Origin of the sequence: Paenibacillus sp. HW567 (genome assembly GCF_000374185.1) — a bacterium.
Classification (GTDB): domain Bacteria; phylum Bacillota; class Bacilli; order Paenibacillales; family Paenibacillaceae; genus Paenibacillus_AQ.
Genome location: NZ_KB910518.1, coordinates 3,514,847 through 3,530,631, shown reverse-complemented (window position 1 = coordinate 3,530,631; position 15,785 = coordinate 3,514,847). Strand labels below are relative to the sequence as shown.

Sequence of the window (15,785 nt, the reverse complement as noted above, 5' to 3'; positions counted from 1 at the left end):
AGAATAGCTGAAGATTTTACACAGGATTGCCGGTGATTTTACATCGGTCTCTTAAAGTTAAAGATATAACAATACTAGGGAGGCTTATATGATAACCAAACATCCTCGACGGATAATTAGCGCATTCATGGCGATAATCATGCTGCTTACGATGCTGCCGGTATCCAATTCTGTTCATGCAGCAACTGCTGTAACCGTGGCCGAATGGGATTTTGTGAATGATCCCGATTCATCCAAGACATTAACGAGTTTTCCCGCCACAAGTGCGGTTGCTGATCCTAGCACAGTGACGCTGTCCACCTACATGGGGGAGAATGGCACTGGCGGCAAGATTTCAACGTACACGTCGTCGAACAGGTCGATTTCACTAAACGGCTGGCAAAATGGCGCGAACACAAAATATTGGAAAATTACCTTATCCACTGCGGGCTATGAGCATTTGAAGCTGGCTTTTGGTTCCTATGGCTCAAACACTGGTCCCAAGGATTTCAAGCTGCAATATAGTACAGATCAGGTTATTTATACAGATGTCCAAAATGGGGCTTATGTAAACACGGCAGATCCGGTAAAGTCGGAGTTCACCCTGCCGGCGGGTGTTGACGATAAGAGCAAGGTGTACCTGCGTCTGCTGCAAACCAGCGATGGCTCGATTAACGGGGGAACAGTAGCTTCTACGGGCACCTCCCGTATGGCAGATGTTAAAATCACGGGTGAGCAGAAAGCCGACTCTACCACAGTCGCAGCCGTTGTAGCTTCCCCGGATACGGGCAGTGAAATTGCCCAGGGCAGTCCGGTCGTGCTGTCGTCGGTTACTTCAGGCGCAGCCATTGAATACACATTGAACGGTGGAGCGGTTCAGACCCTTCCGGCTGCTTCCGGCCCTGTTGTGATTGATCAGTTCAATCAGACTGGAGATACGGCTGTCATTAAGGCAAAAGCTGTAAAAGGCGCAAGCGTGAGCGCGGAAAGAACCTTTGTCTACACCCAGGCACAGGTTCGTCAAGTACTCGCAAGCAAAACGGGCTCTGTTCCGGCTGATACGCAAATCACACTAAGCTCTTCTACTGCTGGAGCGAAAATTAGCTACATTCTGACCCGAAAAGCTGGTGAGACTGGTGAAGCGGTGGCTCCGAAAGCCGATTACAGCACTCCGATTACATTAACAGCGGACATGCTGCCTGCTACCATTCAGGCGTCGGCTACACTCGAAGGCTACAAGGATAGTGTGAATTCAACTTTCAATTATACGCTTAAGGCTCCGGGTCAAGAGGAGAAGGTATACTTCGGACAATTGCACGGGCATACCGTTCAATCCGATGGTTCAGGCACGATGGAAGAAGCCTATGCCTATGCCAGAGATGTTGCCAAGCTGGATTTCTTCGCCTTGACGGACCATTCGAATTATTTTGATACCTCCGCTGCTCCTGTGGACTATGCGGCAAGCGTTACGAATGCCAAATGGCAGGCTGGACAAGCTGCTGCGGCAGCGGCGGCAACGCCTGATTTTGTACCGTTTTACGGCTATGAAATGACCTGGGCGGGCGGTCCGGGCCATATAAATACTTTTGCTACAGACGGCTTTGTCAGCAGAAACCATAAAGACTATGCATCCGGCGTGTCCGGCATGACCAATTACTATAAGCTGCTGAAGACCATTCCAGGCGCGATTGGACAGTTCAATCATCCAGGACCGACGTTCGGCGACTTCAATAACTTTTCCAATTACGATCCTGAAATCAATCAGCATATGACCCTGATCGAGGTCGGCAACGGCGAAGGGGCGGTTAGCTCAGGCGGGTATTTCCGCTCTTATGAATACTATAACCGTGCTCTGGACAAAGGCTGGCATCTGGCGCCTACCAACAATCAGGACAACCATAAAGGGCTGTGGGGCAACGCCAATACGGCGAGAACCGCGATTGTAACGGACACCTTCACCAAGGAAGGCGTATATGCAGCGCTGCGTGAAATGCATGTGTACGCTACAGAGGATCAGAATCTGGAGATTAAGTACACGGCAAATGGCGAAATGCTGGGTTCAAGCCTGCCAGCGGGAACCGGGGAATTGAACATCAACGTGGATCTTTCAGACCCGGATGCCTCCGATCAAATCGGACAGGTATCGGTGATCACGAATGGCGGCAAGGAATCTTATATTCAGAATTTCACAACCAATAAGGCGAATTATTCGGTGAAAATCAACAATCCGGCGAACGGCTACTACTATATCCGTGTAGTACAACCGGATGGCAATATCGCTGTGACTGCTCCGGTCTGGGTAGGTGAGGTTGATAAGGTCGGCATTAATGCGGTGACCTCGTCGGTCAGCATGCCGGTGACCGGTGAGCCTTTGCAGATCACAACAGAGCTGTTCAATAATGAAGCTGCTCCGATTACGGTTGAATCTATCGGCTATACGATTGGTGGTGCCAGTGTTGCAGACAAAGTCCTTAGTTCTCCAATCGCTTCGCTGGGAACACTGAAGGACTCCGTTGATTACACGCCTTCGACTGCTGGAACCGCCACTGTAGAGGTTACGGTGCATGCCCTTGTGAACGGCGACAGCCGGGTATTTACCCAATCCTTACAGCTCAATGTAAGAGATGCCTCGAAGCTGATCAACATCGGGGTGGATGCTTCGCACAAGAATGAATATGTTGCCGGGAACTATGCCAACAGCATGACGAACTTCGCTAAGCTGGCCGAGGAATATGATGTACGGCTGGTGGAAATCAAGGATGGGATTACGGCTGACAAGCTGGCCGGCCTGAAGGCTCTGATCCTTACACCGCCGAACCGCAAAACCTCTGTAGGTCCGCTCGCTGAATATTCGGCTGAGGAAATTGCGGCAGTCAAGGCATTTACGGACAGCGGCAAAACGCTGATCGTTACCGGACTCGCGGACTACGGCGACGGGAAGAACCCCCCTGCCAATCATGCGGCATACCAGCAGAATCTGATTCTGGCTGCAGTTGATGCCAAGACGCGTCTGGTTGACGATGAGATGATTGACAATACCAATTATGTGTCCCAGAATTTCCGGCTCCGGTTCAAAAACTACAATATGAGCAGCCCTTATACGTATGGAGTAGATCCGGCCCAGGAATACAGCTTCTACAGCGGTTCCTCGATCACGGTCGCCGAGGCGGATAAGGAAAAAGTGACGAATATTGTTACTTCCCATGCGACCTCCGAAAGTCTGGACTCCGATAAGGATGGACTGGGCGGAGAGGGCAATCCTGTTGTTAAGGGGAATATTCCGGTATTGACTGTAGAAACCTTGGCGGGTGGCGCCAAGCTATTTACAGCCGGTTCGGTATTCATGTCCAACTTTGAAGTGCAGGCTACACTGGACAATTCAGGAGAGCTGGGCTACAGCAATTACAACATTACGCAGAACATCCTGAAGGAGCTGGCTCCAAGAACGGTAACTCCGATTGCTGAAGTGCAGAAGGCCCAGGAAGGTGCATCTTTTACCATTCAGGGTACTGTAACCTCCAATGCGAGCGGATATGATCAGGATACAGCCTTTTTCGACTCGATTTATGTACAGGACAGCACAGCGGGGATCAACCTGTTCCCGGTTTCCGGCAACTTCAGAGCGGGTCAGAAGGTCCAGGTTACCGGTACGGTAGGCGGCTATCAGGGCGAGAAACAACTGACTGTGAAGAGCATCGAACTGCTCGACAGCAGTGTAAATGAGATTTCTCCGGCTCAGGTGACAACGGCTGAAGCAACCTCCGATACGAACCGCGGCAGACTTGTCAAAGTTGAAGGCAAGGTAGTTTCTGTCGGTCTCGACGGCGTAAAAGTAGGCTCCATCGTTGTCAATGACGGTTCCGGTGATGTGCGGGTCTTTATTGACGGCTATATCACTAAGACAGTGAATCTGGAATATCTCAAAGCCGGCGACCGGATTTCGGCCATCGGGCTGTCATCCATTGATCCGGTTGGCAAAAGAATCCGTGTGCGCGACAGAAATGAAATTAAGCTGCTCAGCCCGGGGATTATGACGAAGATCGGCAGCTACTCCACAGGTTTTTCCGACCTGGAGGGCGGCGTTGCGGAGATTGTGAAGTACAACAGCGACAATCAGAAATTTTATCTGGTAAACGGCAAGGAGAAGCAGATTGATATTGTCAGCCTGAAGTCCCTGGTCTCCGGGAAGCAGACCGAGCTTGTGCTCGATAAGCGGATTGACGTCAGCAAGATGATTGACGGGTTCACTTTTGGCGACATCACCAGTATTGATATCAATCCGGCGCTCGATACCATTGCAATTGCCGTTCAAGAGGCGGATTATCAGAAACCCGGTGCAGTCCTACTGCTGGACTATGACGGGAATTACAAAACGCATTATAAGGCTGGCGTACAGCCTGACATGGTAACCTTCACGCCTGACAACAAATATGTGCTGACGGCTGACGAAGGAGAACCTAGAGAAGGCTACACCGCTCCGGCAGTGGACCCTAAAGGCTCTGTAACTCTGATCAATCTGGAGAAGCAGACGGCCAAGGTGATTGATTTCACCGCGTTCGACAGCAGCGAAGCACGAAATGCACTTTTGTCCAATAATGTAATTTTGAAAAAACAAACTGCGCCTTCTGTGGATCTGGAGCCAGAATATATCGCAGTATCCGCAGACAGCAAGCGGGCATTCGTATCCCTTCAGGAGGCCAATGCCATTGCCACGCTGAATCTTGAAACAGGTGTTTTTACAAGCATTAAGGGTCTGGGCTTCAAAGACCACAGTGTTCCTGGCAATGAGCTGGATATGCGCCGGGACGGCAAAATTGACATTAAAGCCGAACCAAATGTACTAGGCATGTACAATCCGGACGGAATCACTACCTACACTGCCGGCGGTAAAACCTATGTAATCACGGCAAACGAAGGCGATTCGCGGAGCTGGAAAGACTACACCAATGAGAAGGATGTTACACTCGGCAAAGGCCAGGATGGCGATGCTACCAAGAATATGAAGGTAACGACCTTTGACACTTCGGATTATGAGGTGGGAGCAGGCGGTGCAGGATTTGTGAGCGGCAAAACCTATCTGTTCGGTGCACGCTCCTTCTCCGTCTGGAACGCAGAGGACATGTCTCTGGTATATGACAGCGGAGCAGATTTCGAGCAGATTACGGCTAGACTGGTTCCGGAAGGCTTCAACTGGTCGAATGATGATTACGTCTTTGAGAAACGAAGCGCCAAAAAAGGCCCAGAGCCTGAGGATGTCAAAGTTGGCGTTGTAGACGGCAAGCCGTATGCCTTCATCGGGCTTGAGCGGGTCGGCGGCAATATGATGTATGACCTCTCGAACATCAGCGCGCCTGTCTTCTACGACTATCTGAATACAAGAGATTTCAAGAACTCGGTAGATAATTCAGGTACCAAGCCGGCTTACCGGATTGCCGGGGATGTATCGCCTGAAGGCCAGAGCTTCATTCCGGCGGATCAAAGCCCGACACGTTATCCGCTGCTGCTTGTAGCCAATGAGGTATCGGGAACGGTATCCGTCGTTGAAATCGCAAAGGGCTATTACACACCGCCAACGCCTACATCGACACCAACGCCGACTCCGACTCCGACAGCATCGCCAATTCCGACAGCGTCGGCATCGGCAACGCCGACACCAACACCAGCGCCAACACCGCCGTCAGGGACGGCAGCACCTGCAACAGCAACCGTGCAGCCAAGTGCTTCGCCACAAGCAACGTCAGGCGTTACGGTTACGGATACTGTGGCAGTAGCGGCAATGACGCTGAATAAAGAGTCAGGCGAAGCGAAAGTCGTACTGACGGATGATGCCAGCCAAAAGCTGCTGGATAACGCCAAGGCAAGCGAGAAGGCAGGAAAACAAACCGTGGTGGAGATTCGCGGGGAAGCTGTGCAGGGAGCTACCAAAGTAACGGTTGAGCTGAGCACCGCATTCTTGACGGGGCTGTCTTCCGGCACACAGGCTGATCTGAAGATCGGCACCGGGTTCGGAGCAATTACCTTGGGAAGCCCGGCCCTGGCCGCGATCAGCAAGGCAGCCAAGGGCCAAACCCTGAACATCAGTATTGCACAGGCTTCAAGCTCGGCTTGGAGCGGCAGCACTCAAGAACTGACAGCAGGCAGACCGGCCTATGATTTCACCATCTCCGATGGAGCAACCACCATTACAAGCTTTGCAGGCGAAGCGGTTAAGGTGCAGATCCCTTATAAGCGTGGCGCAGCAGAGAATGGAAATGCGGTTGTGGTATATTATGTGAATAACAGCGGCAGCGCCGAAGCTGTAGCCAGCAGATACAATGAAGCGGCACAAACGGTGGAGTTCAGAACCAGCCATTTCTCCACCTTTGCCGTCGGCTACCATGCCGTAGGCTTTAACGATATTGCGAATCATTGGGCGAAAGACAGTATTGACTTTGCGGCAGCACAAGGCTGGCTCACAGGCACTTCAAGCAGCACCTTTGCGCCGAACCAGACCGTAACCCGCGGGATGCTGGCAACGATTCTTGGAAGAATGTCGGGTGCGGATCTGACTGCCGCCCAGTCCTTTACAGATGTGAAGGCTAATAAATATTATTCGCCTTACATTGCCTGGGCTGCATCGAACGGCATCGTTCAAGGAACCGGCAACACAACCTTTGCCCCGGACCGGATGGTTACGAGAGAAGAACTGGCAGTGGTACTGAACAATTATATGAAATATTCGAAGCTGCCGCTGAAGAATTCGGGTACTGTCGCTGCATTTGCAGATGATAGACAGATTTCAGGGTGGGCGAAAGACGCGGTAGCAACAATTCAAGGCCAAGGCATCATCAGCGGCAAAGCGGGCAATGTCTTTGATCCGAAGGGAACCGCAACAAGAGCCGAGATTGCCACGCTGCTGAAGCGGATTTTGAATAACAGCCTGGATGTAAAGTGATTTTTCAGTAAAAAGCATACAGCATGAATAATGAGGGGCTGTCCCGCTAAATGGGACAGCCCCTTCATTTATCCAAAAGACATCATCTAACGCCAAATCTATCAATCAAATCTGCAAACAATGGACTAAAATCACAAGGACCTAATGGAAATAGGATTTCAATCTTCAAATTCCCGGTTGATTTTTTGCCTTTCTCGGCCAAATAAAATAAGAGCTGGTGATGATCAAATCAATTCCCACAACCATAGACCATATCTTAAGCACACCTGACAGAGCTTCAGTGCGTAACGGATCGTCAATCCAAGTAACCAGGCCGAACAGAATCCCTGCTCCAATCAGAAAAGCCAGCACATGCCTCAAGAAGCTTTTCAAATAATGCCTGGCATGCTCCATCCCATACCGCTTGATTGGCTTGGGTCCCTGTTTAGTTACATAATAGCGGAAACGTTCATCGGACCAGGCAATCATGCTTTTGCCGAACACAATAGATACGGAAATATAAATGGCGGCCAGCGCATGTGCTGTTGTGGCGGAGGCGCCGTGATACAGATCAATGCCTGCAATCGCCAGCAAAATAATATCGAGAACAGGAGTCAGAGCCAGGAAGAACAGCCCGAGCTTCTTTCTTGAGAAAATATACCGTGCTGTAAAGCCTGCTAAGATCACAACCCAGAATAAAACCTCACAGGTGACGATTGCCCATGCAACAAAATTCATTCTTACACCCCTTAAGTAAAATCAATCGTTTTATGACAACAAATGGATTATATCAGTGGAATTTAATTAATACAAATGTATTAAATTAATTTTTGGCTTTGATTCTGCCGCAGGCTATAATAAGGACATGTTATAAGAAGGATCATACGGAGAGAAGCAGAGGGGAGAATAGTATGGAGTCTGAGAAGATCACCTATGAATCCATTGATGATTACATTGCCAAATCGCCGCTGGAGGTTCAAGAGAAGCTTGAAGCTCTAAGGAAGGTGATCAGAGAGTCTGTGCCCGAGGCCCAGGAGAAAATAAGCTACCAGATGCCGACCTTTTACTTGCATGGAAATCTGGTGCATTTCGCGGCGTTTAAGAAGCATATCGGATTCTATCCGGCGCCCCGGGGCATTGAGGCTTTCAAGGAGGAGCTGGCACAGTATAAAGGGGCTAAAGGGTCTGTGCAGTTCCCTCTGAATCAGCCGCTGCCCTATGACTTGATCCGCAGAATCGTTAAGTTCAGAGCAGATGAGAATATCAGCAAGGCGGAAGCAAAAGCCAGGAAGAAGTAGTTCTGGACGCGGTTTCCGGCGGTCATACTAAAGACCGGAAGGGCGGCTGCTCTTCCGGTCTTTAGGTTTAGAATTCAGTGGAGCGGATGTCCGCTCTTCAAATTACAGTTTTTTGTCGTCTACCCCGTTCAGCCAGCCTTCAATATCTCCAATGACAGAGCTGATGCAGCCATCCTCAAAAGGCGAGGTCAGCCCGGCAAGCTCGACCAGCTTGAGGAAAGACAGGCTTCCCCCGGCTTGACAGAGCCGCAAATAATCGCTCCAGGCGGATTTGAAATCCTCATTGGACCGTTTCCAGAACTGGAACGCACAGAGCTGGGCTAAGGTGTAGTCAATGTAGTAGAACGGAGAGCGGAAAATATGGGCCTGCTTGTGCCAGAACCCGCCATTCTCCAGATATTCATTGCCGTCATAATCGCGGAGGGGCAAATATTTCTTCTCAATTTCCCGCCAGGCCTGCTTGCGTTCGGCAGGGGTCGCTTCAGGATTGGCATAGACAAAATGCTGGAATTCATCCACGGAAACTCCGTAAGGAATGAACTGCAGGCTATCTCCCAGATGGTTGAAGCGGTATTTGCCGGCATCCTCCTCAAAGAACAAGTCCATCCAAGGCCAGGCAAAAAACTCCATGCTCATCGAGTGAATTTCCGCTGCTTCATAGGTTGGAAAAGCATATTCCGGAATGTGGATATGGCGGCTCTGATAGACCTGGAAGGCATGCCCCACCTCATGGGTCAGAACATCAATATCCCCGGAGGTTCCGTTGAAGTTGGAGAAAATAAACGGCGCCTGGTATTGGCTGATATAGGTACAATATCCCCCAAACTGCTTGCCCTTCTTGCTGACAAGATCCATAAGCCCATTCTCCTGCATAAACGTAAAAAATTCATCCGTTTCCGGGGACAGCTCTTTGTACATTTTGGCCCCGTTCGCAATAATCCAGTCAGGATCGCCTTTCGGAGTAGCATTGCCGTTATTGAAGTTCAGACTCTCGTCGTAATGTTTCAATTCTGCCAGACCTAAACGCTCAGCCTGGCGATTCTTCAGCTTCCCGGATACAGGAACGATATGCTCCTGCACCTGCTTGCGGAAGCCCGCAACCATTTCAGCGTTGTAATCGGTGCGCATCATCCGGTCATAGCCGAGTTCTACGAAGCTGCTGTATCCGAGCTTTTTGGCGATACCGGTGCGGACCTTAACCAGATCGTCGTAAATACGGTCAAATTCAGCCTCATGCTCTGCCATGAAATTAAATCTGGCCGCCGCTGCGCGCTTACGCATATCGCGGTCTGGAGATAGCTCAAAAGGTGTAAGCTGGGACAATGTGCGCTCTTCGCCTTCAAACGGAATCTTGGCGGAGGCAACAAGCTGCGAATACTCTGTGGAGAGCTTATTCTCAAGCTGCAGATCCCCGATGATTTCCGGACTGAATGTCCGAAGCGAGATTTCCGCAATCTGGAGCAGTTGCGTACCCCATTCCTGCTCAAATTCGGCTCTGAACTTGGAGTGGACAAGCGCTCTGAAGTAATCGGTTATGTACTCTTGAACGATAGGCCCGGCTTCATCCATATAATCCTGCTCTGCTTTGTAGAATTCATCCTCCGTGTTGATGGAGTGTCTGATGCTGACCAGTGTCTCCATTGTGTTAAATTCATCGCGCAGCTTATTAATCGCGGTAAAAGCGGTGCGCTGCTCCTCCAGACTATCCGCGCTCAGACCTTTGAGCAGCTCGGTAAAGGAGGTCTTCAACCGGTCTACATCCGGCCGCTCATAACGGTATTCGCTAAATTTCATGACAACATCAACATCCCTTCAGGTTAACTTTTATAACATGCATATTTATTATATAATCTGGAGGACATTTATTACAGCCGCAGATTGGAGAAAAAAGGATGAAATTCGAATCGGCAAGTCCCGGGGAGTATATCAGCCAGCTCCCGGAAGAGCGGAAGGAAGCCGTGGAGAAGCTTAGACAGACGATGAAGGCAAACCTTCCGGCAGGGTTCCAGGAAACCATGTCCTATGGAATGATAACTTACGTTGTCCCTCACGGGCTGTATCCGCCGGGCTATCATGTCAATCCGGAGCAGCCGCTGCCTTTTATCAGCATAGCCTCCCAGAAGAACTTCATCGCACTGTATCATATGGGAATCTACATGTCGCCCGCGGTGCTGGCTTGGTTTCAGGAGGAGTATCCGAAGCATGTCCAGACGAAGCTTGATATGGGAAAGTCCTGTGTGCGTTTCAAAAAAATAAATAACATTCCGTATGACCTCATCGCTGAACTAAGCAGGAAGATCAATGTGCAGGAATACATCGAACGATATGAGAACGCCATAGCCGAAACTAATTCGAAGTCAAAACGGAAGCCGGCACCGAACCAATAGGATGCATCATCAAAAATTGCAGAATTGAATCATTCACCAAAATTGGGTTCTCTCGCAGCATATGCGGTCTGTGGCTGCATCCCGGAACAACAAGATACTCAGAGCGCTCAACTAGGGCTGTCAACAATTGAAGCTGCGCTTCCTTTACAAAAGGATCATACTCTCCGGCGATAAACAGGGCAGGACAATGGATGCTGCGGAGCTGTTCCTCAGTTAGCTGAGGAAATAACCTCCAATCCGCAGCGCTCTGCCGCATGAATTCCTGCCAGTTCCCCCGGTGCGCCTCCTCATGCCTTTCGAGCATTTGCTGGATGATGTCGTGCTTGCCGTGTGCTATAAGCCATTCGGGTTCATATTCATCTGCGCCAGCCGGATCATTAAATCCACTGTGGCCGATGGCAGTCAAGGAAGCTGCCCGCTGCGGCGCGTTTACAGCAACATACGCGGCGACACCCGCCCCCAGGCTGTAACCGATTAAATGCGCTTTGGAGATATTCAGCTTGTCCATAAACTCCGAAATATCCTCAGCGAGCTGCGGGGTGCTCCAAGCCAAACTCTCACATCTGGTTCTGCCGTGACCTCTGAAATCCGGGAAATAGCAGGTGTACGCATTCTGGAAATCAAGAATTTGACTGGCAAAAGCCAGAATCCCCCGCGAATATGAGCTATGGAGAAAGATTACGGGCTCTCCGCTCCCCATTTTCTCATAAAACATGTCTAAACCGTTCAACTGGATGTATGGCATGATACCCTCCCTATAAGAACAAATGTTCTTTACATTCTACTCCTAATAATTGGATATGTCACGGTCAAAATTTACAGCTTCATGTGATATAATGTGTAGGAATTTATTTCCTGTATAGAGGAGTGCCGACACCAATGATTAGTCTTAGAGAGATTGACAAGGGCAACTTTTGGAGAATTATCAGCCTTAGTGTAGCCGATGAACAGAAGGATTTGGTGGCCAGTAACGCAATCTCCATTGCACAATCCAAAGTACAGCCCGAATGCGTGGCACTCGCTGTTTATTATGAGGATACACCTGTAGGGTTTGTAATGTATGCTATGGACACGGATGATCATGAGTATTGGATTTACAGGCTGATGATCGACAGGAAATTCCAGTCCAAGGGATATGGACAGCAAGCAATGAAGCAACTGCTCTCTTTGATCCAGAAGGACAAAGGTCATCAGGTCATCTACATCAGTTTTGAGCCAGCGAACGAGAGGGCTAAGCTGCTGTATCGGAGTCTGGGCTTTATCCCGGATGGCCGGATTATTGAGGATGAGGTTGTTTATAAATTAACGTATAAGTGAGTTATATGAGCTGAACTTGAAAAATGAATCCATGGGCAGAAGTGTGTATATTCAGGAAATTAGTCAACTGCCCGCAGATCATGTCTGCGGGCAAAAACATTTTACATAAGTTCTGTGCCTACTGCCGTCCTTCCCAATCCCTTACAATAAAGACAACACAATAGTAGGGGATGAGTGCATATGGCAATAAATTATAGGGCGTATACTTCGGACGATATGATGAGAGTGCGCCAATTTCTCTCGCTCTCCTATGCAAGATTCAAACGGCCGAGCAACAGATAATGGAGAACTGGCTGCCGTAGTTTGCAGGGATGGGGATTTTTATTTTCAGCTTGATACGGACGACCCGCAGGAGGAGCTGCTGCGTGAGATGTTCGAATTCATCGAAGAGAGGTCAGCGCCGGGAGCCGTGAAGCTTGCGATTCCACAATTCATACCCAAGCTGCAAAAGATGGCTTACAGCCGGGGGTATGCGCTTTTTCCAAATGAAAGTGATAATGTTGTCTCGATCAGGCTGGATCAGGATTTTCCGGTGGACATTCCTCCGGGCTTCAAGCTTCAATGCGGAGAGGAAGCAGCGGATAGAGCGAAGGCGCAGGGGCATATTATGGCGTTCAATTATGCGGGTACTGCACATGCAGAGCAGATGCTGCAAATGTACGGGGGAATTCGTCAAGCACCGGGCTACCGTCCCGGACTGGACCTGTCACTCGTCAATGAGCAGGGGGAGGTTGTATCCTTCTGCAATGCTTTTGTGGATGAGGCGAACGGCATCGGAATTCTTGAACCTGTAGGAACGCATGTCGATTACCGGAGACGGGGGCTGGGCCGGGCAGTAATCTATGCAGCCCTGAACAGACTGCGCTCATTGGGCATGGTTCAAGCGTATACGGGTCCTATGCAGCCCTTTTATCAGCATATTGGCTTTGAGCTGGATGTGGAGTTCCAGGTGTGGGGATCGCAGCGTGTCTGAGACCCCCCCATGCCCGTCCTATTTGAAAATATCCTGAAGCCACGCCGCCGATTTCTCCATGTAAGCCAACTGATCGGAAGCATCAAAATGCTCGATAGCCAGCGTATCCCCGTATCCCATTGCCTTCAGCCGTTCCGCGATTTCCGCCATCGGGATGCAGCCGGAGCCAACGGGAGAAGGAAACAGCCGGGTTCCATTGGTGCTGATCTTGGGCGTTTCATCACTGTGCTCCTCCAGCGAGCGGTCTTTGCAGTGAACATGAACGATTCTGGATTTCAGCTTCTCGAAGGCGCGCAGCTCATCTTCACCGCGATAGATGAAATTGCCCGTATCGTAGGTGCAGCCGAGCTTCGGAATCTGCTTCAGGAACCACAGCAGTTCACCGGAAGTGGAGAAGGGCGCACGGCTGTCATCGAAATCCTCCAGGGTGACTGTAATTCCTTTCTGTTCCGCATAGTCACATAACACTGTCAGTGCTGCAGCCATCCTGTGAAGTGCATGCTCCCGCTCTTCCTGGGTGGCCGCTTCGTCAATAAATCCGGGGATCACCAGCACTTTTCCCGCACCTAAATATTCAGCCGTATCTATGAATTTCAAGCCGGGCTCCACACCCGGATCATTGCCGAAATCAAAAAATGCATACATCGAAGCCACCGAGATCCCGGACTGCTCCAGCAGCGCTTTCATGTCCTGCCGGCTTGGCTGCACCTCGTCGAGATCAAGCTCCACTGCGCTGATGCCAAATTCGCGGGCCCGTTTCAGCACCTCCGGCACCGGCAGTCCCGTCTGCTTGCCCGCAGTAACAATATGGTTGTAAAAAACAGAAATGTGCATCTCCATATCCCTCCTGTTCCATTGGAATCCTGTAATCGCTTCCTTGCTAAGTATATTGGATATTCAGCAAGGATTCCACCGGTTATGGATAGTAAGGACAGTTGATCTTCGCTACCAGTCAAGGAATGGGCTATTATGGAATTATTGCTCTAAAGGGAGAGGATACGTTTGAGTACAGCGAAGCTTAGCTTTATCGGTGCGGGGTTCCATGCGTCGACTAATATTTTTCCATCGGCAATAGAAGCAGGTGCGGAGATCACCGCCGTTGCGACCCGTAATCTTGAGCGCTCCAAGTCCGCACTTCTGCGGTTCGGCAGCAGCGGCAAGCCTTATGACGATTACCACAAAATGCTGCAGAATGAAGAGTGCGATGGAGTAGTAGTTGTTGCCCAGCCGCATGATCAAACCCCGCTGATACTGGACTGCATCCGTGCCGGGAGACATGTGTATGTGGACAAACCTCTCGGCTGGAATGGACCGGAGGCCCTTCAGCTTGCCGATGCCGCAGAACAGGCCGGGGTTGTGCTGATGGTGGGATTCATGAAACGCTACGCGCCTGTCTACATGAAATTGAAGGAGCTGATTACTGAAGGGACATTGGGAGCGGCGCGTTCTTTTCAAGCCCGGTTTGCGGTAGACAGCACCCCCTTCTGTAAGAATGAGGAGCAGTTCCTGAAGCTTGCCGCCATTCATATTGTAGATTTGCTGCGTTTCTTGTTTGGCGAGGCGGTACAGATATCAGGATTCACTAACAACAATGGCGAACAGATCTCCCAGAGTCTCTCGCTGAGATTCAAGAACGGGATTGTCGGAAGTGTGTATTTTGCAGGGATGAGCGCCTGGTCCAGAGAAAGCGAGAGCGTAACGGTTACGTTCGATCACGGATTTGCCTGTGCGGATGAAATTGTGAAGCTGTCGGTTCACCATTCTTTTGCAGCCAGCGGCCTGCCTTGGCAATCGCTTGCGGAGCAGGATACGGTGTTCACCCCATCTGCGTCAGCGATGTCCGGCGGCTACAGAGATCTTTATTTACGCGGCTTTGTAGGCGAAATGGCGCACTTCATGAAATGCTGCCGGGAGGGTCTGACACCTGCTTCCAGCGGCAGAGATAACGTGAAAACTATGGAGCTGTGCGATGCGATTCTATCTGCCTTAAGATAAAGATGAGGTTAAGAGCCCGGACGGATACCTGATATGGAGGTCGTACAAGTTGATAACTGAGCTGCGCAAAACAGAGTTTTACAGGATCAGGCACATTGCAGACACCTGCAATAATATTGAGGTGAAAGCTATCGTAAGCGGAATGAATCCGGGCAGGGTATTTGCCGATCACCCTGAGAATATAAGGGCTGCTCTAATCTGGATTCAGGGCCAGAGCGGGTTCCATATCGTGGGAGATCCGCAGAGCAAAGCTTTTGTAGACGGCCTGGCGTCCTACATGCAGCGTGAGATTGAGCCCTGGCTAAACAAGCTGGATATCGGCTATGTCGAAATTAGCTGTGAAACAGCAGGCTGGATGGAAGCGATAGAGGTTATTTTCGGTAAATACAAGCTTTCGAATTGTCATCAGCATGTCTACAGGCTCGGGGAAGCTATGAAAATGGATGGAATCCCGAGCGGTAACGTGACGGTTCATAGAATGGACAAAAGTCTATTCTATGACAAGCGGGTCAGCAACCTGGCATTTGTAGAGGACAAGCTATCCCGGTTCTGGGACTCGCCGGATGATTTCTTCCGGCACGGGTTCGGTTATTATGCCCGGTGCGACCATATGGTGGTAAGTCTTTGCTTCTCCGCTTTTGTTGCCGGTCAGACTCATGCCATTGATATCGAAACGTTAGAAGGGTATAGAAAAAGAAACTATGCGGCCGCAGCAGCACGGGCGTTTGTGGAGGAATGCGGCAGCAGAGGGGTTCAGCCGTATTGGGACTGTTCCCCGGATAATTCCGGCTCACTTCGTCTGGCGGGAATGGTGGGGATGGTTCCTCATTTTGACTACAGGATATTTTGGTACAGCTTACAGTCTGTAACTTCTTAAACGTGTATTCGTAAGCAGTACTATATCAGTTGAACTTAAAAAATCA

At 50.2% G+C, this 15,785-nt stretch carries 11 protein-coding genes; 7 read left to right on the top strand and 4 right to left on the bottom strand.

Features of this window, described 5'->3' with window-relative positions; genetic code table 11:
- Positions 1-88: 88 nt before the first annotated feature.
- Positions 89-6,913, top strand: coding sequence for a choice-of-anchor I family protein (locus tag B212_RS33210; protein ID WP_019911965.1), 6,825 nt, complete (start codon positions 89-91; stop codon positions 6,911-6,913).
- Positions 6,914-7,078: 165 nt separating this feature from the next.
- On the opposite strand, the gene B212_RS0116165 is transcribed toward B212_RS33210, so the two are convergent.
- The gene (locus tag B212_RS0116165; protein WP_019911964.1) at positions 7,079-7,630 is read right to left on the bottom strand and encodes a hypothetical protein; all 552 of its coding nucleotides are present in this window, start codon (positions 7,628-7,630) and stop codon (positions 7,079-7,081) included.
- A 173-nt stretch (positions 7,631-7,803) separates the two neighbouring features.
- On the opposite strand from B212_RS0116165, the gene B212_RS0116160 reads away from it, so the two are divergent.
- Positions 7,804-8,190: an iron chaperone gene (locus B212_RS0116160; RefSeq protein ID WP_019911963.1), complete on the top strand. Its 387-nt coding sequence runs from the start codon at positions 7,804-7,806 to the stop codon at positions 8,188-8,190.
- 102 nt (positions 8,191-8,292) lie between these two features.
- On the opposite strand, the gene B212_RS0116155 is transcribed toward B212_RS0116160, so the two are convergent.
- Positions 8,293-9,984 (bottom strand): M3 family oligoendopeptidase, encoded by a 1,692-nt coding sequence (locus B212_RS0116155; RefSeq protein ID WP_019911962.1) that lies wholly within the window; start codon positions 9,982-9,984, stop codon positions 8,293-8,295.
- Positions 9,985-10,082: 98 nt separating this feature from the next.
- On the opposite strand from B212_RS0116155, the gene B212_RS0116150 reads away from it, so the two are divergent.
- Positions 10,083-10,577: a DUF1801 domain-containing protein gene (locus B212_RS0116150; RefSeq protein ID WP_019911961.1), complete on the top strand. Its 495-nt coding sequence runs from the start codon at positions 10,083-10,085 to the stop codon at positions 10,575-10,577.
- On the opposite strand, the gene B212_RS33860 is transcribed toward B212_RS0116150, so the two are convergent.
- Positions 10,537-11,322 (bottom strand): alpha/beta fold hydrolase, encoded by a 786-nt coding sequence (locus tag B212_RS33860; RefSeq protein ID WP_019911960.1) that lies wholly within the window; start codon positions 11,320-11,322, stop codon positions 10,537-10,539. The two genes, B212_RS0116150 and B212_RS33860, sit on opposite strands and share 41 nt — an antisense overlap.
- A 134-nt stretch (positions 11,323-11,456) precedes the next feature.
- Here B212_RS33860 and B212_RS0116140 point away from each other — a divergent pair, with 134 nt between their 5' ends.
- Positions 11,457-11,894: a GNAT family N-acetyltransferase gene (locus B212_RS0116140; RefSeq protein ID WP_019911959.1), complete on the top strand. Its 438-nt coding sequence runs from the start codon at positions 11,457-11,459 to the stop codon at positions 11,892-11,894.
- Between the two features lie 250 nt (positions 11,895-12,144).
- A complete protein-coding gene (locus B212_RS0116135; RefSeq protein WP_019911958.1) occupies positions 12,145-12,867 on the top strand; it encodes a GNAT family N-acetyltransferase in 723 nt (240 codons plus the stop codon).
- A gap of 18 nt (positions 12,868-12,885) precedes the next feature.
- On the opposite strand, the gene B212_RS0116130 is transcribed toward B212_RS0116135, so the two are convergent.
- Positions 12,886-13,701 (bottom strand): sugar phosphate isomerase/epimerase family protein, encoded by an 816-nt coding sequence (locus B212_RS0116130; protein WP_019911957.1) that lies wholly within the window; start codon positions 13,699-13,701, stop codon positions 12,886-12,888.
- Positions 13,702-13,869: 168 nt separating this feature from the next.
- Here B212_RS0116130 and B212_RS0116125 point away from each other — a divergent pair, with 168 nt between their 5' ends.
- Both B212_RS0116125 and B212_RS0116120 read left to right on the top strand, forming a co-directional pair.
- Positions 13,870-14,862 carry a Gfo/Idh/MocA family protein gene (locus B212_RS0116125; protein ID WP_019911956.1) on the top strand — a complete coding sequence of 331 codons (993 nt, stop codon included), beginning with the start codon at positions 13,870-13,872 and terminating at the stop codon, positions 14,860-14,862.
- 49 nt (positions 14,863-14,911) lie between these two features.
- The gene (locus tag B212_RS0116120; RefSeq protein ID WP_019911955.1) at positions 14,912-15,739 is read left to right on the top strand and encodes a GNAT family N-acetyltransferase; all 828 of its coding nucleotides are present in this window, start codon (positions 14,912-14,914) and stop codon (positions 15,737-15,739) included.
- Positions 15,740-15,785 lie beyond the last annotated feature (46 nt).